Raw genomic sequence first — 20,309 nt, forward strand, 5'->3', positions numbered from 1 at the left:
TTGTTTTGTCATGCCAGGGGACGGCGTCGCACAGGCGCCAGCCGTGGGTCCAGCGCGTCGCGCAGGCCGTCACCCAGCAGGTTCAGCCCCATTACGGCCAGCACAATGGCGGCGCCGGGATAGAACGCGAGTTCCGGCGCCGTGAATATCATCGACTGCGCTTCACTCAGCATTCTGCCCCAGGATGGCGCAGGCGGCTGCACGCCCAGCCCCAGATATGAAAGCGCGGATTCGGCCAGGATGGCAATGGAAAATTGCAGCGTGGCCTGGACAATCAACGGCGAAGCCAGATTGGGCAGCACGTGGCGCAGCGCGATATGCCATTCGCTGCGTCCGGCGGCGCGTGCGGCGGCGATATATTCCATTTGCCATATGACACCGGCCGAGGCACGCGTGACCCGAGTGAACGTCGGGATCATGGCCAGGGCGATGGCAAGGATGGCGATGTCCAGCCCGGGGCCGCTTTCCGATGCGGCGGCCAGGATTGTGGCCAGCAGGATGGCGGGAAAGGCAAAGCTGAAGTCTGCTGCCCGCATGATGATTTCATCCAGCCAGCCGCCGCGCATGGCGGCCAGCAGCCCCAGCAGCGCACCCGCCAGCAGCCCCAGGGAGACGGAAATGGCGCCTGCCAGCAGGCTGCTGGCGGCGCCGGCCATGAGCAGGGAAGCGATATCGCGCCCCAGCGGGTCCGTGCCCAGCCAGTGTTCCAGCGAAGGGGGCAGCAGCCGATGCTTCATGAAAATGCCTTCGACCGGCCAGGGCGTCCAGATTTCAGCGAGCAGCGCAATGCCGACGAACAGCACGACCAGCACCGCGCCGGCGACGAAACGGGGCTGGCCCAGCAGCCGGCCGGCCAGCCCGCGTTGGCGCCGCCGGGGGGGGAGGACCGTGGCAAGCAGGCGATGGTCTGTCATGTGCTGGCCCTCCGCCTGCGCGGGTCGGCCAGGCCGCAGGCCAGGTCTGCCAGGAAATTGACACAAATGACCATGAGCGCCAGGAACAGGACGGCGTTGCGCACGACTACCAGATCCCGGTTGGCGATGGACTGCAGGATCAGGCGGCCCAGGCCGGGCAGATTGAAAACATTTTCGATCACGATGGCGCCGGCCAGCAGGTGGGCGAATTGCAGGCCGGCGATGGTCAGGATGGGAATCAGGGCATTGCGCAGCACATGGCGGGCGACCACCTGGCGGCGGGGCAGGCCTTTGGCCATGGCGGTGCGTACATAGTCTTCGCGCAGCACATCCAGCACCGCGGCACGGGTGATGCGGGCCAGGACGGCGGCCTGTACCAGCGCCAGCGCGATGGCGGGCAGCACCAGGGCTTGCAGCGAGGCCAGGGGGGCGTCCTGCCAGCCAGGGAAGCCACCGGCCTGGAACCATTGCAGCTGTACGGCAAAGATGATGATCAGCAGAATGCCCAGCCAGAATCCTGGGACGGCCAGGCCCAGCTGGCAGATGCCCATGACCAGCAGGTCGCCACTGCGGCCATGGCGCAGCGCGGCGTAGATGCCTGCGGCCAGGGCCAGCAGAATGGTCAGGGCCATGGCGGCCAGCGACAGCGGCAATGTCAGCGCCATGCGCTCGGTGATCAGGCTGGCAACGGGCACGCCATAGGCATGGCTTTCCCCGAGGTTGCCGGTGGCCAGGCCCGACAGCCATTGCAGGTAACGTTGCCAGGCGGGCAGGTCCAGACCGAGATGAGTGCTCAGGGCGGCCACGGCCTCGGGCGGCGCGTCAGGCCCCAGGCGCATCTGGGCGGCGTTGCCGGGCAGTACCTCCAGCGCCAGGAAAATCAGCAGGGTGGCGACAGCCAGCGTGGCCAGCAGGCCTGCCGCCCGTCGCGCCAGATAATGTTGCATGAGGCGGATCAGATGGCCGCGGGCGTCCACGGCGCCGCCATGCCGCCCGCGCTGCTGCGCGGTGCCGGGCTAGCGGGAAAACAGGGCCGGGAGAAGCTCACTATCGCCATCCTTGGACGGAAAAGCGCAATATACCCTTTCGAGCGAGCGGGGTGTTGGATGGCGGCCGGCCCGCTCCGGTGCCGGCCGCAGTCGCTGATCGGCCGTCAGCCGGCCTGGCGCAGCTTGCGCGGCGCAGATTCCGCCAGGAACAGGCTGATCAGCGCGCCGGCCGCAATACCGCCGAAGGCGAAGTACAGGGTGTATTCGATACCGTATTGCTGGGCGATGTGGCCTGCGATGGCGGGCGCAAAGCCGCCGCCGAAAATTTCACCGACGCCGCAGACCGCACCGATGGCAGCGGCGACCAGGCCCGGCGGCGCGGCTTCCATGGCCACCGGGCCGGTGAACAGCGCCAGCAGTCCCAGGCAGAAGAAGGACACCACGAACAATGCGGCAAACAGTTGCCACGGTGTGGCGCCGATCCGGGTGAAGACCAGCAGGGCCATGGCGCCGCCGATAAAGGCCAGTACGGCGGCAAGCCGCCGGCCGATGAGGTCGGACGCTCCGGGTACCAGGAATTCACCCAGGAACCCGCCGAAACCCACGGCTGACACGATCCAGCCCATCTGCGTGCCATTGAGGTGCAGATAGTCGATCAGATAGCTGGGCATCATGGCACCGATCACGAAGATGCCGGTCATGGCGCAGAGAATGCCCAGCATGGCAAGCACGACATTCCGTGAGCGCAGCAGGTCGGACCAGCGTACCGGGGCAGGGGAAGGCTTGGCCGTGGGCGCCGCCGGTATGTTTGTCCGCGCACCGGGTTCGCGGATCACGCGATACAGTCCCCAGGCAACCAGCAGGCCAGGCAGCGCTGAAACCAGGAAGACATAACGCCAGGACGGCATGATGACCAGCAACTGGGTGGCGATGATGGGGGCGAAACCCAGCCCGAACAGGGCGAAGGCGCTTTGTTGCAGGCCCTGGTTGAGCCCTCTGCGGCGCGGATGCGAAGCTTCCCCGGCTGCTGCGACGCTCGCGGGGCAGAACGCACCCTCGGAGATGCCCATGGCAACGCGGATCAGCAGCAGGCTGGTCAAGCCGCCGGCCAGGCCAGAGATGCTGGACAGCAGGGAAAAGACGATGGTGGAAATCACCAGTACCTTGCGTCTTCCGATTTGATCGGCCAGGCGACCCATCAGAATGGCGGACACGCCCCAGGCGATGCCTAGCGCCCCGATCAGGTTGCCCAGGTCCTGGTAGCCCAGACCGAGGTCTTTCATCATGAAGGGAAACAGCGGTGCCAGCAGCCAGCGGTCCAGCCCGATCAAGCCGAAACCCAGTGCCAGCAGCGATACGGATTGCCACTCATAGCGTGTGTCGAAATGAGCATTTTTCATCTTGCTACCCCCTGGCCAGCGCCCGCGCCAGAGCCTCGGCGGAGAGCACCTGCCCGAAGGCGGATTCGATGGCGGCCTGTGTGGCCTGTTGCGACGCGTCGTCAAAGCCGCCGGTGGCGTCGCCGACGAAAGCAACCTTGAAGTCGCGCATGAAGGCGCTGCGGGCGGTTGATTCGCAGCAGACGCTGGTGACGGTCCCGATGATGATCAGAGTGTCGATGGTGGCGTTGCCGCGCAGGGTGCGGATCAGCGTTTCGAGATTGGTGTTGTAGAAAGCATCGTAGCGGTGCTTCACGATAATGGCGTCGCCGGGCCGGGGCGCGAGTTCTTCCACGACTTCCGCGCCGGAGGTGCCTTCGCGCAAGCCTCTGCCTGTCAGCTGTGGATGCATCTGGGTTTCGATGGGGGAAATGTCGAAGCCGTCATACAGCACGTGACGGGTGTAGGCGACCGGCACGTCGTGGCGGCGGCAGCAGTCCAGCACGGACTGCATTGCGGGCAGCCGTTCGCGCGCGGCGGCCACTTCCATGACGGCTCCGGCCCGGACGAAGTCATTCTGCATGTCGATGACCAGCAGCATCGAGCGGCTGGGAATGATGGGCCAACGCAGGGAATTCTCGGTACGCATTTGTCTCCTCCGGAACATCAGTGAATTGTCCGAAGGAGTGTATGGGCCGCGTTGGACGGGCCGCCCGGCGGAAATTGCGCTATTCCCGACGATATTGCGCGCTTTGTGCCTGACCACGGGCCTGAGCGCGAGCCTCGGCCTTCAGTTCAGGCGGCGCCAGGCGGCCGGGCTCATGCCTTCATGGCGGCGGAACAGGCGCGCCAGGCTGTCCGGGTCCTGGTACCCGACGCTGGCCGCGATGCGTTCCAGCGGCCAGTTCGTGGCGCCCAGCAATTGCTTGGCGCGCGCCACGCGGCGCTGCAGCAGGTAGTGATAGGGAGAGACGCCGGTAGACGCCTTGAAGCAGCGGGTAAAGTGGAATTTGGTCATGCCGCAGGCCTGGGCCAGGCTGTCGAGTGAAAAATCCTCGGCCAGACGCTGTTCCAGTACTTCCAGCGCCTGCTTGAGCGCCCTGGCGTTCAGGCGCGGTGCCTGGCGCCCGGCCCCGCGTTCGTCGTGGCGGCGCCATTGCTGTGCCAGCGCGTTGAGAATGGTGACGCAATAACTGTCGGCCAGCAGCCGGGGGCAGCCGTTGCGTCCGGCCTGTTCGGCAAACGCGATGATGCTGGCATACAGGAAGGGGTTGGCAAAGCCCTTTTGCGCCAGCATCCACAGGCCGTGCTCCGCGTTGCCGACTTCCAGCTGCTCGAAGTAGTCGAAGACGCTTTGTTTGTCTATCGACAGGAAGGTCACGCGCGCTGCGCCATCCTTGACCCAGCGGAACGCGGTATCAGGGGGAATGACATGCACCGGGTGCGGCGCGCTGCTGAAGTGATCATGGTAGCCCCAGCCCAGGTCTACCATGGCGGTGGACAACTGGTATTCATGGGAAGCCAGCATCACCAGCTCGGGCAAGGCCGGGCTTTGCAGGTCGTGGGCGACGAAGCGGCAGGTCGTCAGGCGCGCGCCGGCGTCCGGGCGCGCTGTCTGGGTTTCCAGGCGGTAGGCGGCGTTGGCGGCGATCAGGTCATGGAATGAGGCGGCGGTCGGCATGCGGAAACCTCATGCAAAAGAAAGTATTTCAAGCGATACCGGGCTGTCTTGCCATCGGGGTTTGCGCTTGCGCCCAGCCTCGGGCAGGTGCCGTGGGCGGACGGGCAGGCTGCGCCGGTCCATATTTCAATATTTGGATAAACCAGATCGAAATAGCATAAAGTTATATGAAAAACTTATTTCCCCAACTGGGATGCCGGTGTGAAAATCAATCCATCACTTCCGTGATGCCGCCGTTTCTGCCGCAGGCATCGCCATCATCGCAAGAGGTTATTCATGAGCAATACTTTGAGGCTGGGCGATATTGCCCCTGATTTCGAGCAGGATTCCTCCATCGGCCGCATCCGTTTCTACGATTACCTGGGCGATCAATGGGGTGTGCTTTTCTCCCACCCTGCCGATTTCACGCCGATCTGCACGACCGAGCTGGGTTATACCGCCAAGCTGGCGGACGAATTCGCCAAGCGCAACGTGAAGGTGCTGGCCCTGTCGGTTGATGGCGTGGATTCCCATGGCCGCTGGATCGACGACATCAATGATACACAGGACACCACGGTGAATTTCCCCATCCTGGCTGATGAGGACCGTAAGGTTTCCACCCTGTATGACATGATCCACCCGAATGCGAACTCCACGCTGACGGTGCGTTCCGTGTTCATCATCGACCCGAACAAGAAAGTGCGCCTGACGCTGACCTACCCTGCCAGCACCGGCCGCAACTTCAACGAAATCCTGCGCGTGATCGACTCGCTGCAACTGACGGACAACTACAGCGTTGCCACGCCGGTGAACTGGCAGGATGGCGACGACGTGGTGATCGTGCCCTCGCTGAAGGATGAGGAAGTCATCAAGCAGAAATTCCCCAAGGGCTACAAGGCCGTCCGTCCCTACCTGCGCCTGACGCCGCAGCCGAACAAGGACTGATGCTTTTTTGGGTAATGCAGTGATTGTTGTCGTGCAGTGATTTCTCCTTTCAGGAAATCAACGGCCTGCCCCTTATCGGGCAGGCCGTTTTCTTTTGGGGCACCGTGCCGGCTGACAGGCTGATGCGGCCTTTGCTTTTTCTTGCAGCGCCGCCGTGCCGTGCTGGCCCAGCGGGCCTGGCGCGGGGTAACCTGCGTGATGCAGCGCATGCGCTGCACAAGCTGCTGTTTGAATGGAATCAGAGGAGAGATGAATGTCCGGTATGTCAGATCACCTGTCTGCGCGCCGTCGCCTGGTAGCGGCCGCGCTGATGCTGCCTGCGTGGGGCGTGGCCCTGCCGGTCCTGGCGCAGCCGGATGACCGGCGGGTTGTCTTTCCGGCTGCGGTGCAGCAGGGCGCCCTGGTGATCGGCCGTGTGCCGCCTGGCAGCCTGGTGCAGTATGGTGGACGGCAATTGCGGGTGACGCCCTATGGTTCGGTGGTATTCGGCATAGGCCGCGATGAGCGCGGCCCCGCACAGGTGTCCATCACCCTGCCGGACGGCTCCGTCCAGCAAGCGCAGATTCGCGTCGAGCCACGTGATTGGCCGCTGCAACACGTCAACGGCGTGCCGCCTTCCACCGTGGAGCCGCCGCCTGCGTTGGCGCGCCGCATACGTGAAGAGCAGGAGCGGGTCGTGGCGGCGAGGGAACGAGACGATGAGCGCGCCGATTTTGCCCAGATTTTCATCTGGCCGGTGCAAGGCCGTATCAGCGGCCGCTTTGGCCGTGCGCGCGTCTACAACGGCAAACCGGGTTCACCGCACTCGGGCATGGATATCGCCGTGCCCAGCGGGACGCCGGTCAAGGCGCCGGCAGCCGGCATCGTGACCTTCGCCGATCCGGATCTGTACCTGACGGGCGGCACGATTCTGCTGGATCATGGCCATGGCGTCAGCTCGAATTTCCTGCATCTGTCACGCCTGGACGTCAAGGTCGGGCAACGCGTGCAGCAGGGCGAAGTGATAGGTGCGGTTGGTTCCACCGGCCGTTCCACCGGCCCGCACCTGCACTGGGGCATGAACTGGTTCGGGGTCAGGGTGGACCCGCAGCTGGTGCTGGAGCGCCAGCGCTGATGGCGGCTGGCGGCCGGGCTCAGTCGCCAAAGGCAAATGCAATGGCGCGGCGCGCGCCATGCATCAGCATGTCGAAATGATCGTGATCGGCCGCGATGATGCTTTGCACGGTAACGCCGGGGTTTGCAGTGGCCAGCAGTGCGGCAGCTTCGCTGACATGGCCGACCATGGCGCGCCGTTCCAGGTGCGCCAGGCGCTCCGGGGGCAGCGCGGCCGCAGGAAACTGTTCTTCGCGTCCGACCGTCAGCATGATGCGCGCCACTTGGCCGGCCGGCAGGCGTGCGGATTTGCGCAGCCTGCGCATGGGCAGGGCATCGCTGAACCAGAGGGAAGGGCTGGCGGCCCAGTAACGCTGGAAGTGCGCGGGGGCCGTGCATAGCGTATCGACGGTGAACAGCCCGCCATAGGAAAAACCGAACAGCGTGTGGCGCGAGGCATCCAGGGGAAACCGGGCGGCAATCAGCGGCCGCAATTCTTCCACCAGGAAGCGGCGGAACGCGGCGGCGCCGCCGAATGCCGGCGACAGCAGGTCGCCCGGCGCACCATCCGGCTCAGGGGTGTAGTCGCAGGCCCTGGCGTCTACGTCGAAGTTGCAGGCTCCGGCATGGGCGACTGCAATGGTCAGGCCGGCAGGCATGGCTGGCGGCGCGGGCCGGCGCGCTTCCGGTACATGGCGGACGGCGCGTCCCAGGGATGCGCTGGCCAGTGGAAAGCTGGCGCTGCCATCCAGCATCCAGAGCGTGGGATAGCCCGTCGCCGGCGCAGGTTCGCCAGGCAGGCCGATCAGGATGCGGTACTGCCGGCCAGTATGTGCAGAACGCATTTCAAATTGCAATGCCGCGGACAGCGTGGCGGCTTCCCATTGCGCGGGCAGGCCGCTTGCGACCGGGACATTTGGCCGGGAGGCAGGGGCGGATGAAGCTGGGGGGCTAGGCGGCATGGCAGGCGAAGGTTCGGATGGGGCGGCTAAGGGCAGTCGGGAACAGCGTCGGTTGGCGGGCCGGCGGTTGGCCGCTGCTGGCCTGGCGGGTGCTGCCTGCCAAATGGCAGCCAGGTGTTGCATTGCTACCGCACCGGCGCGCAAAAACGCTTGCAGAAAATACTGTGTTTTTATACAGTATCAATCAGCAGGCCGGATTTGCTCAATTGCCAGGTAGGTACAGATCACCGATTACCGATCACAGGGCAGTTGCGGCGCCAGGGCTTGCAAGCCCCCCAAGGCTGCAACAGGGGGTCCAGGCGTAACCGTGTCCACGAAAAGCGTTCACGGGCATCGTGACAACAACATTCCGTTGGCACGACCTCAAGCCAGTTTCCTTGCCGGAGCGATCCCATGTCCAGTTCAGCACTTGTTTCCCAATTCGATTCTATCGCGTTCCCCTTGTCCGGGGGCGTGAGCAGTAGCGGCGGCGCAAACCGCCGTCCTGTCGCCCGCCAGGCGGCAGCGGTGCGTCCCGTTGCCACGACGGCTCCCGTTGCACCTGCTGACCGCCAGGTTGCGGCGGGCCAGCCGTCCGGTGTCGTCGTCGTGGCCCCGGCCGCCGTCTGCGCGCCCGTCGACAGGGCGGTGGCGGCAGAAGAGCTGGCCGCCGCCGTGTCCATGGGGGGAACCCAGGCGTTCCGTGGCGTCGCTGGAACGGTGAGCTTCCGGCAGAAATGCGTGGACGTCGTGCTGCTGGGCATGTGGGCCGCCTTGATCCCCGGGTTCATGTGGCTGGGGCACTATGCCGGCTTTTGAGGGCGACTGCCTGGTTTTCAATCTTGGCGGCCATGCAACGGCGGAGGCAGGAAACCAGCGTAAGTGGCTGAATCTGGTGTAGAATAGCTGGTTTTTCAACGCATCCTCTGCCGGGGTTCAGCAGTTCTGTTCCTATAACATCCCCGAGCATGATGGTTCTGGAGCCCTAAATGGCCAACATCATTGAAATCATCGAGCAGGAAGAAATTGCCCGCCTGTCGGCTGGCAAGGTATTTCCTGATTTCGCCCCTGGCGACACCGTCGTGGTCAACGTCAACGTGGTTGAAGGCACGCGCAAGCGCGTCCAGGCTTACGAAGGCGTCGTGATCGCCAAGCGCAATCGTGGCCTGAACTCCGCTTTCATCGTGCGCAAGATCTCGTCCGGTGAAGCTGTGGAACGTACGTTCCAACTGTACTCGCCGCAAATTGCCTCGATCGAAATCAAGCGCCGTGGCGACGTTCGCCGTGCCAAGCTGTACTACCTGCGTGAGCGTTCCGGCAAGTCGGCTCGCATCAAGGAAAAGCTGGTGCGCAGCAACAAGCGCCAGGCTCAAGCGCAAGCCCAAGCCCAAGCAGCTGCCGAATAATACCGGCAACTGGTTTGAACGGCCTGGAGAGGGAAACCTCTCCAGGCCGTTTTTCTTTGCCTGGTGCGGTGTCAGCTCCCGCTGTTGTGCTGCTTTCTACCCCTCGTCTGCCAAAGACAGGCGGGGCAATCGTCATAAGAAAAATGGTGCTCACGGCCAGCCGCCTTGTGGCAAGGCGGCTGGATTTCCGGTGGATGTCCAATTGTTTCAGCTTTGTCTTTTATTTTCTAAAAAACCGAAGGATCGCTGATCAAGTGGTTTGCCAAGTACTGCTCATAACGTTTATAACAGTCTGATCACAGGCTTGGATACTCGCTCGGCTTCATGGCCGGATCGGGCATGTTCCTCCGGCCGTGACCAAACGCCAATGCGGAACCTTGCGGTTGATGGCGAGGTCGAGCACGGTGGTTTATGAGGTTTATGCTTCCCTGAATGGCTGCGGAGACAGTCCCGCCATCAGGCTGGAGTGCCTCACAATGGTGTGCCGCCATTGCGGCTGGGATCATTCAGCTTGGGAGATATTGGTGAATCCACTGTTGTCCAAAGTCAGTTCGATTCTGGAAAATCTTGCCACGCCGGTGCAGGTCAATATGCCGGGCGGCGAGAAACTGGGGGCGTCTGACCCCAAGGTAGTGCTTACTATCAATGACAAGGCTGTCCTGGCGCGCCTGGTGTCTGGCGACATCGGTATCCTGGGGCAGGACTATGTCGAAGGCCGGGTGGATATCCAGGGCAGTATGCGCGACATCATGGCGGCAGCGGCAGAGTTGCTGCCCGGCTCGCCGGTCGAGGCGGCGCGCGGCGGCCTGTTTACGGATCTGGTGCGCCGCCTGCTGTCAGTCTGGCGCCACTCCATCGAACGAGACGCCAAGCAAATCGAGTTCCACTATGACCTGTCGGACGATTTCTATGGCCTCTGGCTCGATCCGCGCCGCGTCTATTCCTGCGCCTACTACGCCAAGCCTGAAATGACGCTGGCGCAGGCCCAGGAAGCCAAGCTGGATCTTATCTGCCGCAAATTGCGCCTACAGCCTGGTGAACGTTTCTTGGATGTGGGTGCGGGTTGGGGCGGCCTGTTGCTGTGGGCGGCCGAACACTATGGGGTGGAAGCCGAAGGGATCACGCTGTCGCGCAACCAGCATGCCTATGTGAATCGTCTGATCGAAGAAAAGGGGTTGGGCAGCCGGGTGCGGATGTCATTGCTGGATTACCGCAAGCTCGATACCTCGCGCCCCTACGACAAGATTGCTTCGGTCGGCATGTTCGAGCACGTAGGCCGGGCGCAGCTGAGCAAGTATTTCGAACGCCTGGCACAATTGATTCGCCCGGGCGGGCTGGTGATGAATCACGGCATCACGGCTGGCGGTTTGTATAACGCCGAAGTTGGCGGTGGCATGGGTGAATTCATCGGTAAGTACATCTTCCCGGGGGGCGAGCTGACTCACATCAGCCATGTCATCGAAAGCCTGTCGGCGGGTGGGCTGGAAATGCTTGATACCGAGAATCTGCGGCCCCATTACGCACGCACGCTGTGGGCCTGGAGTGACGCTCTGGAGCAGCGCCTGGATGAAGCCTCGAGTATTCTGGCAGGCGAGCAGGGGCAGCGCTCGTTGCGTGCCTACCGGCTGTACCTGGCGGGATGTGCGGCAGGCTTCGAAAACGGCTGGATTGCCTTGCATCAGGTCGTGGCCCAGCACCAGCCCCGCCGGGGCCGGGCTGACGAGCTGGATTATCCGGCAGACCTGGCCTATCCGTGGCGCCGCGACGATATCTACCGGGAGGCCTGAGCGTCTGCCTGCAAGGCTATTTTCTGACGGGGGGCAAGCGTGTTTTCACGCGCTTTTCTCCGGCTTGGACGGGCCTGGAAACTCCCGCGGTTTCCAGGCCTTTTTGTTGCCGGAATCCGGGCCAGCGGGACGGTCTGCATCTCAGGGTTTTCCTGGATTATTTGGGGTTTCGGCCATTTTTGGTTAAAATGCCCCCTTCTTCATTCAGTTTGGTGTCAATTTCGTTGTATTCGTTTTGGCTTTCCATAACGAAAAACGATCCCTTGTGGAGAGCCTCTGCCTGGCTCCCCGTCAAAATGTCGGTATGTATTGGCGGTCTTGCCCGTCTTCCGCACACCTTCCTTATCTGCTAAATGGCGCGTTGCTGCTTCTAGTCGGCGACACCGCGTCCAAGACCCTTAAGGAGGCGAATCATGAGTATTTCCCGTCGTTTCAATTCTGCTCGCAATGTGGCGCGCAATCAGCGCAGCACATTGCTGGCGGGTGCCGTTCTGCTGGCGCTTTCCGGTATTGCCGGAACCGCGCAGGCGCAATCGGCCCCTGAATGCGAAGTCAGCCGCCCGGTCAATTTCGGCGGTATGAACTGGGAGTCCAACCTGGTGCTGGTCGATGTGCAGCGCTTTATCCTCGAGCAGGGATATGGCTGCAAGACCGATGTGTTGCCTACGGAAACCTTGCCCGCGCTGGCGGCGCTGGAACGTGGCGACCTCGATGTGAATACGGAAATCTGGCTCAACAGCGTGGCTGAACCCTGGACCAAGGCGGAAAGCGGCGGCAAGGTCAAGCGCGTGGGTGAGCTGTACATGGGTGGCGAGGCCTGGTACATCCCGCGCTATACGGCCGAACGCTATCCCGAGCTGAAGTCGGCCGCTGATCTGCCGAAGTTCAAGGACAAATTCGCGGACCCCGAGGAACCGGGCAAGGGCCGATTCTATGGCTGCCCGGCTGGCTGGGGCTGCGAAGTCGTGAGTTCCAACCTGTACCGCGCGCTGGGCCTGGAAGACAGCTTCACGTTGTACTCGCCGGGCACCGGTGCGGCACAGAAGGCGGCACTGACCTCGGCCTACAAGCGCAAGCAGGACATCGTTTTCTACTACTGGTCGCCGACCCCGCTGGTCGGTGCCATGGATCTCGTGGAACTGGAATTGCCGCCCTACGACAAGGCCAAGCACGAGTGCCTGACGGCTCCCAAGTGCGCCAACCCCGAGCCCAGCGCCTATCCTGAAAACCCGGTCTTCACCGGCTTGAACGTGGCGTTTGCCGAGAAGGCGCCAGTCTTGACGGAATTCTTCACCAAGATGTCCGTGCCGCTGCCGGTGATGAACGCCACCCTGGCGCATCTCGAGGAAACCGGCGATGACGCTGGCGACGTGGCCCAATGGTTCCTGAAGAACCATGGCGATGTCTGGAAGCAATGGGTGCCCGAAGACGTGGCCACACGGGTGCAGGCTGCGCTCTAAGCCAGTCCTGAACACGCGCGGCGCGCAACTGTCGCCGCCGGGCAGCCTGGCTGTCCGGCGCTGCGGCGGGTACGCCTGCGCCGGCCATTTCCTCTCATCACGACATGCCGGGGGCGTACGCGTTCCCGGCATGCTTAATGGTGCACATCATGTTCCCTGAATTGATTCCCGCGCGCGATTTGCGGCGCGCTATCGACGGTTTTGTCGAAACTCTCGTTTCCCGCTATGCGGATACGCTGGAGACTTTGTCCAAGCCTTTCCTGCATGTACTGGTCTGGCTTGAGCAAGTTCTTCGCGGCACGCCCTGGTGGGTGGTCGTGTTGGCGGTCATCGTCATTGCATGGCTGGTCAGCCGCCGGCTGGTTCTCAGCATTTCCATGGGGGCGCTGTTGTGCGTGATCGGCCTGCTCGGGCTGTGGGATGCCGGCATGCAGACCTTGTCGCTCATGATCATGGCGGTCGTGACCTCCGTCATCATAGGCATTCCGCTGGGCATCATCATGGCACGCGTCAATTGGCTGCGCAGCGTCATGATGCCGGTGCTGGACGTCATGCAGACCATGCCCAGTTTCGTCTACCTGATCCCGGTGGTCATGCTGTTCGGCCTGGGCAAGATTCCTGCCATTATCGCGACGGTGATCTATGCGGTGCCCCCGCTGATCCGCCTGACCGACCTGGGCATCCGCCTGGTAGACCAGGAGGTCCTGGAAGCGTCGCGGGCGTTTGGCGCCAATTCGCGCCAGCAATTGTTCGGCGTGCAGCTGCCGCTGGCGCTGCCCAACATCATGGCCGGTATCAACCAGACCACGATGATGGCCTTGTCGATGGTGGTGATCGCTTCCATGATCGGCGCCCGTGGCCTGGGCTATGAAGTCCTGCTGGGCATCAACCGCCTGGAAGTGGGGCGCGGCCTGTTGGCCGGCCTGGGTATCGTGGTGCTGGCCGTGCTGTTCGACCGCATTACGCAATCGTATGGACAGCGAGTGCGGCAAGGAGGTGCGCGATGAGCAAGATCGAAGTCAAGGGTATCTACAAGATTTTCGGCTCGCACCCCAAGAAATGGCTGGCCGAGGCGCAATCCGGCATCAGCAAGGAAGAACTGCTCAAGCGCAGCCGCCATACGCTGGGCCTGAGGGATATCAGCCTGTCCATCGAAGAGGGCAGTATCTACGTGATCATGGGCCTGTCGGGGTCGGGCAAATCCACCCTGATCCGCCATTTCAACCGCCTGATCGAACCGACGGCGGGCCAGATTCTGGTCGATGACGTCGATGTCATGAGCCTGGGCAAGCGCGAGCTGGAACAGTTCCGGCAGAAGACCATGAGCATGGTTTTCCAGCGCTTCGGCCTGTTCCCGCACCGCACGGTGCTGGAGAATGCCGCCTATGGGCTGTCAGTGCAGGGCGTGGGGCGGGCGCAGCGCGAAGAAAAGGCGCGCTACTGGCTGGAGCAGGTGGGCCTGGCCGGGTTCGAGGAACAATACCCGGACCAGTTGTCCGGCGGGATGCAGCAGCGTGTCGGGTTGGCGCGCGCGCTGGCGACAGATGCAGAAATCCTGCTGATGGACGAGGCATTTTCCGCGCTGGACCCGCTGATCCGCCGGGAGATGCAGGACCAGCTGTTGCAGTTGCAGTTGAAGCTCAACAAGACCATCGTGTTCATTACCCACGACCTGGACGAGGCGCTGCGCCTGGGCAACCGGATTGCCATCCTGAAGGATGGCGAACTGGTCCAGGAGGGAACGCCGGAGGATATCCTGCTCAACCCCGCGACGGATTACGTCCAGGCCTTCCTGCAGGACGTCAACCGCACCAAGGTTCTCAATGCCAGTCATGTGGTCAACCCGCCCCGCCTGACGCTCACCATGCGTTCGCAGCCGGCGCATGCCCTGCAGCGCATGAAGATGCTGGACTATGAATATGCGCCAGTGCTCGATGGCAAGCGTCTCGCGGGTATCATTCTGCGCGAGCGCCTGGATGAGGCCATTGCCGCGCATGCGCGTGACATTTCAGCCTACACTGGCGATATGACCTCGGTGCCGGCGACGGCGGGGCTCGACGAAGTCTTGAGCCGCATGCTCGACAGCAATGACCCCGTTGCTGTTACGGGCGAGGATGATGAATTCATAGGCATGCTGTCGCGCAAGAAGGTAGCGGAACTGGTGGCCCCGATCGTGGCCGACGCCCAGGAGGCTGCCGCGCAAGTGCAGGACCGGGCATCGGACGAAGCGGTGCCACCTGCCGAGGGTGGTACGCCGCCGGACGCTGGCGATCGTGGTGCGACGGCCTGAGCCTGAAACAGGAGAAGTATTCGTGGCAGCAGTAAACGGGCGCGGCGCCAGCCGCGCACGCAAAGGCGCAGATCGCCGCATGTATGACGACCCCACCTTGTCCGAAGAGGATGGCATCCGCTACCTGCATTTCGGTACGGAATGGATACAGGGAGCGATGGCGGTGGACCGGCCTGCCGAGCTGGTGCTCGAATATACCCGGCAGATGATGGCTTGGCTGCTGTTTCTGGAGCCGCCGCGTGACGGCGCCATCGGGCAGCTGGGCCTGGGGGCAGGGTCTTTGACGCGGTTTTGCCTGAAGCAGACCCGCAGCCGCCTGACGGTGGTGGAATGGAACCGCATGCTGCCCATGATGTGCCGTCTGTATTTTCGCTTGCCGGATGCAGCGCGTCTCAATATAGAGATCGACGATGCCGAGCACTGGGTGGCCGACCCGCTGAACGCGGGCAGCTGCCCGGTCCTGATGGTCGATCTTTACGATGCCGATGCCCAGGGTCCGGTACGGGATTCCGTCGAGTTCTATGGCAATTGCCGCCGCGTGCTTGGGGATACCGGCGTGCTGACGGTGAATCTGTTCGGGGCGCACGAGAGCTTCGCGCCCAATATTGCCAACCTGCGGGAGGCCTTTGACGGTCGGCTGCTGCTCCTGCCTGAAATCGACGCGGGCAACCGCATTGCCATCGCCTTCAGCGGTCCTCCCCTGGAGGTGGATGCGCAGCGCCTGCTGGCGCGTGCCGAGACGGTAGAGTCGAGCTACGGCCTGCCGGCGCGGCGCTGGGCCCGGAGTTTGCTGAGCGAAGCGCAGGACGGCATCCTGCGGGTCTGATCTGGCGCGGGCCGGGGGTTTCCGGCGTGCATGGGCGTCCTGGCGGCGCCCTCGCAGCGCTGGCGGGGCGCGTCATGCAATGGCATTTTGGTGGTGAGGAAGTGCAGCGTTATCCTTTTATTGGGTGTATTCCTGCGTCAAGTTATCCATCCAAGCATGATGCCTGCAATTTCGCTATATATTGGTCTGGCGATTTGCGCAACCTGCGTATTCCATAATTCACCGATATAGGTCTGTGCGGGTTACTATTTCCCCACTTTCACAGGGCTTTTCCGGGGGAATCTCGTTATGTTGCATATCAAACGTACAGTCCTGGCCATGGTCGCCGCCGCTGGCCTGGCAGCTGCCGCACCGTCGTTCGCACAGCAGAAATCCGTTGCTTTGGTCACCATTGTCGAGCACCCTGCGCTGGACGCGGTGCGTGATGGCGTCAAGGATGCGCTGGCCAAGGCCGGTTATGAGGATGGCAAGGCGCTCAAGTGGCAATATCAGAGTGCGCAGGGCAATACGGCCACGGCCGCCCAGATCGTGCGCAAGTTCGTGGGTGACAAGCCCGACGCCATCGTTGCGGTCGCGACGCCAGCGGCGCAGGCTGCCGTCGCCGCGACCAAGAATGTCCCCATCGTTTATGCCGCCATTACCGATCCGGTCGCTGCACAGCTTGTGCCCAGCTTTGATGCCTCCGGCAATAACGTGACGGGCGTGTCCGACAAGCTGGACCTGTCGCGCCAGATCGACCTGATCACCGAAATCGTGCCCGATGCCAAGCGCGTGGGCATCGTCTACAACCCCGGCGAAGCCAATTCGGTGGTGGTCGTGCAGGAACTGCGCGAATTGCTGGGCCAGCGCGGCATGACGCTGGTCGAAGCCGCGGCGCCACGTACGGTTGATGTCGGCGCAGCCGGCCGCAGCCTGATCGGCAAGGTCGATGTGTTCTACACCAACACCGACAACAATGTCGTGTCCGCCTTCGAAGCCTTGGTCAAGGTGGCCAACGATGCCAAGATCCCGCTGGTTGCTTCGGATACCGACAGCGTCGCGCGCGGTGCCATCGCAGCATTGGGTGTGAATTACCGCAAGCTGGGCGAACAGACCGGCGAAGTCGTGGTGCGCATTCTCAATGGCGAAGCCCCCGGCACCATTGCATCGGCCGTGCCGCAGGACCTGTTGCTGTACGTGAATCCGGCCGCTGCCGTGAAGCAGGGCGCGCCCCTGTCGGAAGCCTTCATCAAGAAGGCCGACCAGGTAGTGCCGTAATCACTGCTGTCTAGCACCGGCTGCGGCCGGTTCGCCGGAGAAATGAATGCGCCAGCGCCGCGCTTATGCGCGGCGCTGCGGATCAGTAGTACCGGCACATTCTCTCGCGACGCATCATGTCTCTCTTCTCCTTGATGGGTGCCCTGGAGCTGGGCCTGATTTTCGGTCTGGTGGCGCTGGGTGTCTTTATTTCCTTCCGTGTGCTGCGCTTTCCCGACCTGACGGTCGATGGCAGCTTCCCGCTGGGCGGTGCCGTTGCCGCCACCCTGATCAGCGCAGGCCATGATCCCTTCGTCTCCACCCTGGCGGCGGCGGGTGCCGGCGCCCTGGCTGGCATGATGACCGGCTGGCTGAACGTGCGCCTGAAAATCATGGATCTGCTGGCCAGTATCCTCATGATGATCGCGCTTTACTCGGTCAATCTGCGCATCATGGGGCGGCCCAATGTGCCGCTGATCCTGGAACCAACGGTCTTTTCCATTCTGCAAACGGACGTCCTGGCGGATTCCTTCATGCGGCCGTTGCTGTTGTTGCTGGTGGTGCTGATAGCGAAGTTCGCGCTGGATGCCTACTTCAGCACGCATTCCGGCATGGCGATGCGTGCCACGGGTTCCAATCCCCGCATGGCGCGGGCCCAGGGCATCCGTACCGGTGCGATGATCATCGGCGGCATGGCATTGTCGAACGCGCTGGTGGGTCTGGCGGGGGCGCTGTTTGCGCAAACCCAGGGCGGCGCGGACATCTCCATGGGCGTGGGCGTCATCGTGATCGGTCTGGCGGCGGTCATCGTGGGCGAAAGCCTGCTGCCTTCGCGCAAGCTGGTGCTGGCGACGCTGGCGGTGATTCTGGGGGCGCTGGTCTACCGGCTCTTCATCGCCCTGGCGCTCAATAGCGACTTCATCGGCCTGCAGGCCCAGGACCTGAACCTGGTGACTGCTGTCCTGGTTACGATTGCACTGGTATTGCCGCGCCTGAAGAAACGGCGTTCCGGCAAGGGAGCACGCTGATATGTTGACGGTAAAAGACTTGCGGCTGACCTTCAATCCGGGCACGCCGATAGAAACCAAGGCCTTGCAGGGGCTGAGCCTGGACATTCCGGCAGGCCAGTTCGTGACGGTGATCGGTTCCAACGGGGCGGGTAAGTCGACCTTCCTGAATACGGTATCGGGTGAACTGTCGGTAGACGAAGGCAGCATCCATATCGGCGACCAGGACGTCACACGCATGCCCGTCTGGACGCGTGCAACCCAGGTGGCGCGGGTGTTCCAGGACCCGCTGGCCGGAACCTGCGAAGACCTCACCATCGAGGAAAACATGGCGCTGGCCCATCGCCGCGGACGTGGCCGGGGCTTTGCCCGCGCGGTTGATACTGCAGGGCGTGAGCTCTACCGCGAACGCCTGGCTACCCTGGGCCTGGGCCTGGAAAACCGCCTGACCGATCGCATCGGCCTGTTGTCTGGCGGCCAGCGCCAGGCTGTCAGCCTGTTGATGGCGGCGCTCCAGCCGTCGCGCATCCTGCTACTCGACGAGCATACGGCAGCGCTGGACCCGCGCACGGCAGACTTCGTGCTGCAACTGACGGTACGCATCGTTGCCGATTACGGGCTGACCACGATGATGGTGACGCACAGCATGCGCCAGGCGCTGGATGTCGGCGACCGCACGGTGATGCTGCACCAGGGCAAGGTGGTATTGGACGTATCAGGCGAAGAGCGCCGTGGCATGGACGTGCGGGACTTGCTGTCCATGTTCGAGCGGGTGCGTGGCGAATCGGTGGACGACGACGCTTTGTTGCTGGGATAGGCCTGCCGCATGCAGTTCCCGGCCATGCCGTATGGGCCGGGACCGGGCAGTGCGGATAGGAAAACGCCAGGCTGGGAAAATCCCGGCCTGGCGTTTTTGTTGGGCGGTAGCGATGTTGGCCTGCTCGGGCCTGTCTCCGGGGTGTTGCCGAGGACGCCATGGGCGCAGCCCCGCAAGCCGGGTTGTCCGGCAGAATTACGGCACGATGGAAATGCCCACGCGGAACTGCGACGACTGGCGTTCGTTGTAGCCCAGCAGGGTTTCGCCATAGCCGTTGAAATACTGCACGAACAGATAGCCGTTCATGTCGGGCCAGATGCGCTTGAGGGGCCAGGAGGCATCGACCTGGGTGGCGCGGCGGCTGTGGCTGCCCTGGCGGTACAGCAGATGCATGATGATGCCGTTGTCCTGCGCCCAGCGCAGGCGCCAGTCGACCCGTCCGGCATAGCGGCGGAAGTCATGGTTTTCCTCTTCGACGCCGAAGTACTGCTTGAACCTCGGCTGGAAGGTCAGCAGATTGCTGCCGAAGCGCAGGTGCGCAATAGGCTGGATATAGAAATCATTGAGCGAGCGCGATTCCGGGCCATCGCGGCCGTTGGAAGCGTGCTCTGCGCCGGTGGCAAAACCCAGGCCCCAGCGCGCATCATCGGATTGCACCAGCCGTTCGGCCCGCCAGAACAGGCTGGGGTTGTAGGTGGTGTCGATGAAAGGCTTGGATTCACCGGACAGGTCCCACATCGCTGTCTGGGTGTACCCCAGGAACAGATTGTCCAGCAGCAGATTGGGTTCGCTGCGCGGGTTGAACAGGCGGTAGCGGAAGCTGAGCTGGAAGCGGGAGTGAAAACCGCCACGGTTGCCGAAGGCGAAGTAAAGCGGCTCATAGGCGGAAAACGCGCTGAGGAAACGCTCGGACGCGCTGGGAACCGGCTGCGCCTGGGCATGGACGGCAGCACTTTCCAAGGGCGCTGGGCCATGATCAACCGAAATACCGCTGGGGGAGGCCGCCAGCAGGTTGCCGGTCTGCACCACAGGCACTTCCTGCAAGGGAACATTGGCAGGCGTGGCAGCGACCCGGCTGTCCTCGATGGGGTCGGTATCCAGCGCCAGCAGTGCCGGGTAGCCTTCCACGGAAATGGCTTGCAGGCCGACCAGTGACGCCGGTACCTCGGTTTTCCAGAAAACGCGGGTGTAGCCCCCTACCGGCAGGCTGATGGTGCCGGGACGTCCGTCCAGCCTGGCTGTTGTGCGGATGATTTCGCCCTGGGGCGAACGCCATTGCAGCACGATCAGCTCGGGGGCGACCCAGGAGGTCTTGTTCTTCTGGTCGTTGAAGAACAGGCCCTGGACGGCGATGGGTTCGCCGCTGACGGCCTGCGGCCTGTCCAGCGAGAAGGTCAACCCGGCATGGGCCACGGCGGACATGCCCAGCCCGAGCAGACAGGCGAACCAACGCAGGTGCAGGTGCGGCCATGGGGCGCGGCGACGTGGGCTGCTTGGGCGGCTTGGGAGGTTGCGGCGGAAAACGGGTAGGGGCGGGGCCATGATCGGGCGGAAACGAGG

19 protein-coding genes are annotated in these 20,309 nt (G+C 63.1%); 12 read left to right on the forward strand and 7 right to left on the reverse strand.

What is annotated here, in order from left to right; translation table 11 throughout:
• Nucleotides 1–8 precede the first annotated feature (8 nt).
• From EV679_RS05535 to EV679_RS05555, 5 genes are all read right to left on the reverse strand, one after another.
• Nucleotides 9–914, reverse strand: a complete 906-nt coding sequence (locus EV679_RS05535) for an ABC transporter permease (RefSeq protein WP_130486642.1) — start codon at nt 912–914, stop codon at nt 9–11.
• Nucleotides 911–1,861 carry an ABC transporter permease gene (locus EV679_RS05540; RefSeq protein WP_068367670.1) on the reverse strand — a complete coding sequence of 317 codons (951 nt, stop codon included), beginning with the start codon at nt 1,859–1,861 and terminating at the stop codon, nt 911–913. Before EV679_RS05540 ends, EV679_RS05535 begins: the two co-directional genes overlap by 4 nt.
• Before the next feature lie 206 nt (nt 1,862–2,067).
• Nucleotides 2,068–3,303 carry an MFS transporter gene (locus tag EV679_RS05545; protein WP_130486643.1) on the reverse strand — a complete coding sequence of 412 codons (1,236 nt, stop codon included), beginning with the start codon at nt 3,301–3,303 and terminating at the stop codon, nt 2,068–2,070.
• 4 nt (nt 3,304–3,307) lie between these two features.
• A complete protein-coding gene (locus tag EV679_RS05550; protein WP_165389953.1) occupies nt 3,308–3,931 on the reverse strand; it encodes an isochorismatase family protein in 624 nt (207 codons plus the stop codon).
• Between the two features lie 141 nt (nt 3,932–4,072).
• Complete coding sequence (locus tag EV679_RS05555) at nt 4,073–4,963, reverse strand: AraC family transcriptional regulator (RefSeq protein WP_130486645.1); 891 nt, start codon at nt 4,961–4,963, stop codon at nt 4,073–4,075.
• A gap of 276 nt (nt 4,964–5,239) precedes the next feature.
• On the opposite strand from EV679_RS05555, the gene EV679_RS05560 reads away from it, so the two are divergent.
• Together EV679_RS05560 and EV679_RS05565 are read left to right on the forward strand one after the other, a co-directional pair.
• On the forward strand, nt 5,240–5,887 hold the full coding sequence (locus tag EV679_RS05560) for a peroxiredoxin (protein WP_068366433.1): 648 nt from the start codon (nt 5,240–5,242) through the stop codon (nt 5,885–5,887).
• 253 nt (nt 5,888–6,140) lie between these two features.
• On the forward strand, nt 6,141–7,001 hold the full coding sequence (locus EV679_RS05565; RefSeq protein WP_207224891.1) for a M23 family metallopeptidase: 861 nt from the start codon (nt 6,141–6,143) through the stop codon (nt 6,999–7,001).
• Between the two features lie 19 nt (nt 7,002–7,020).
• Here the strand turns inward: EV679_RS05565 and EV679_RS05570 are convergent, their stop codons facing one another.
• Nucleotides 7,021–7,824: an alpha/beta hydrolase gene (locus tag EV679_RS05570; RefSeq protein WP_165389954.1), complete on the reverse strand. Its 804-nt coding sequence runs from the start codon at nt 7,822–7,824 to the stop codon at nt 7,021–7,023.
• Nucleotides 7,825–8,334: 510 nt separating this feature from the next.
• Between EV679_RS05570 and EV679_RS05575 the strand changes: the two genes are divergently transcribed.
• The 10 genes from EV679_RS05575 (at nt 8,335) to EV679_RS05620 (ending at nt 18,749) form a co-directional block, all read left to right on the forward strand.
• Nucleotides 8,335–8,739 (forward strand): hypothetical protein, encoded by a 405-nt coding sequence (locus tag EV679_RS05575; RefSeq protein ID WP_130486647.1) that lies wholly within the window; start codon nt 8,335–8,337, stop codon nt 8,737–8,739.
• A 170-nt stretch (nt 8,740–8,909) separates the two neighbouring features.
• Entirely contained in the window at nt 8,910–9,326 is a 417-nt protein-coding gene (gene rplS, locus EV679_RS05580) for a 50S ribosomal protein L19 (protein WP_068366423.1), read from the forward strand.
• Nucleotides 9,327–9,850: 524 nt separating this feature from the next.
• A complete protein-coding gene (locus tag EV679_RS05585; RefSeq protein ID WP_130486648.1) occupies nt 9,851–11,113 on the forward strand; it encodes a class I SAM-dependent methyltransferase in 1,263 nt (420 codons plus the stop codon).
• Nucleotides 11,114–11,526: 413 nt separating this feature from the next.
• Nucleotides 11,527–12,573: an ABC transporter substrate-binding protein gene (locus tag EV679_RS05590; RefSeq protein WP_083969328.1), complete on the forward strand. Its 1,047-nt coding sequence runs from the start codon at nt 11,527–11,529 to the stop codon at nt 12,571–12,573.
• Between the two features lie 149 nt (nt 12,574–12,722).
• Complete coding sequence (locus EV679_RS05595) at nt 12,723–13,580, forward strand: ABC transporter permease (RefSeq protein WP_127774956.1); 858 nt, start codon at nt 12,723–12,725, stop codon at nt 13,578–13,580.
• Nucleotides 13,577–14,863, forward strand: a complete 1,287-nt coding sequence (locus tag EV679_RS05600; protein ID WP_130486649.1) for a quaternary amine ABC transporter ATP-binding protein — start codon at nt 13,577–13,579, stop codon at nt 14,861–14,863. The genes EV679_RS05595 and EV679_RS05600 overlap by 4 nt, the downstream gene beginning before the upstream one ends.
• Before the next feature lie 79 nt (nt 14,864–14,942).
• Nucleotides 14,943–15,689, forward strand: coding sequence for a class I SAM-dependent methyltransferase (locus EV679_RS05605; RefSeq protein WP_068367660.1), 747 nt, complete (start codon nt 14,943–14,945; stop codon nt 15,687–15,689).
• A 288-nt stretch (nt 15,690–15,977) separates the two neighbouring features.
• On the forward strand, nt 15,978–16,946 hold the full coding sequence (locus EV679_RS05610) for an ABC transporter substrate binding protein (RefSeq protein WP_130486650.1): 969 nt from the start codon (nt 15,978–15,980) through the stop codon (nt 16,944–16,946).
• A 116-nt stretch (nt 16,947–17,062) separates the two neighbouring features.
• Nucleotides 17,063–17,953 carry an ABC transporter permease gene (locus tag EV679_RS05615; RefSeq protein ID WP_068366414.1) on the forward strand — a complete coding sequence of 297 codons (891 nt, stop codon included), beginning with the start codon at nt 17,063–17,065 and terminating at the stop codon, nt 17,951–17,953.
• Nucleotide 17,954: 1 nt separating this feature from the next.
• On the forward strand, nt 17,955–18,749 hold the full coding sequence (locus tag EV679_RS05620; protein ID WP_068366411.1) for an ABC transporter ATP-binding protein: 795 nt from the start codon (nt 17,955–17,957) through the stop codon (nt 18,747–18,749).
• Between the two features lie 195 nt (nt 18,750–18,944).
• On the opposite strand, the gene EV679_RS05625 is transcribed toward EV679_RS05620, so the two are convergent.
• Entirely contained in the window at nt 18,945–20,171 is a 1,227-nt protein-coding gene (locus EV679_RS05625; RefSeq protein ID WP_242611425.1) for a phospholipase A, read from the reverse strand.
• Nucleotides 20,172–20,309: the final 138 nt, after the last annotated feature.

Source organism: Kerstersia gyiorum, assembly GCF_004216755.1.
In the GTDB taxonomy this organism is placed as follows: Bacteria; Pseudomonadota; Gammaproteobacteria; order Burkholderiales; family Burkholderiaceae_B; genus Kerstersia; species Kerstersia gyiorum.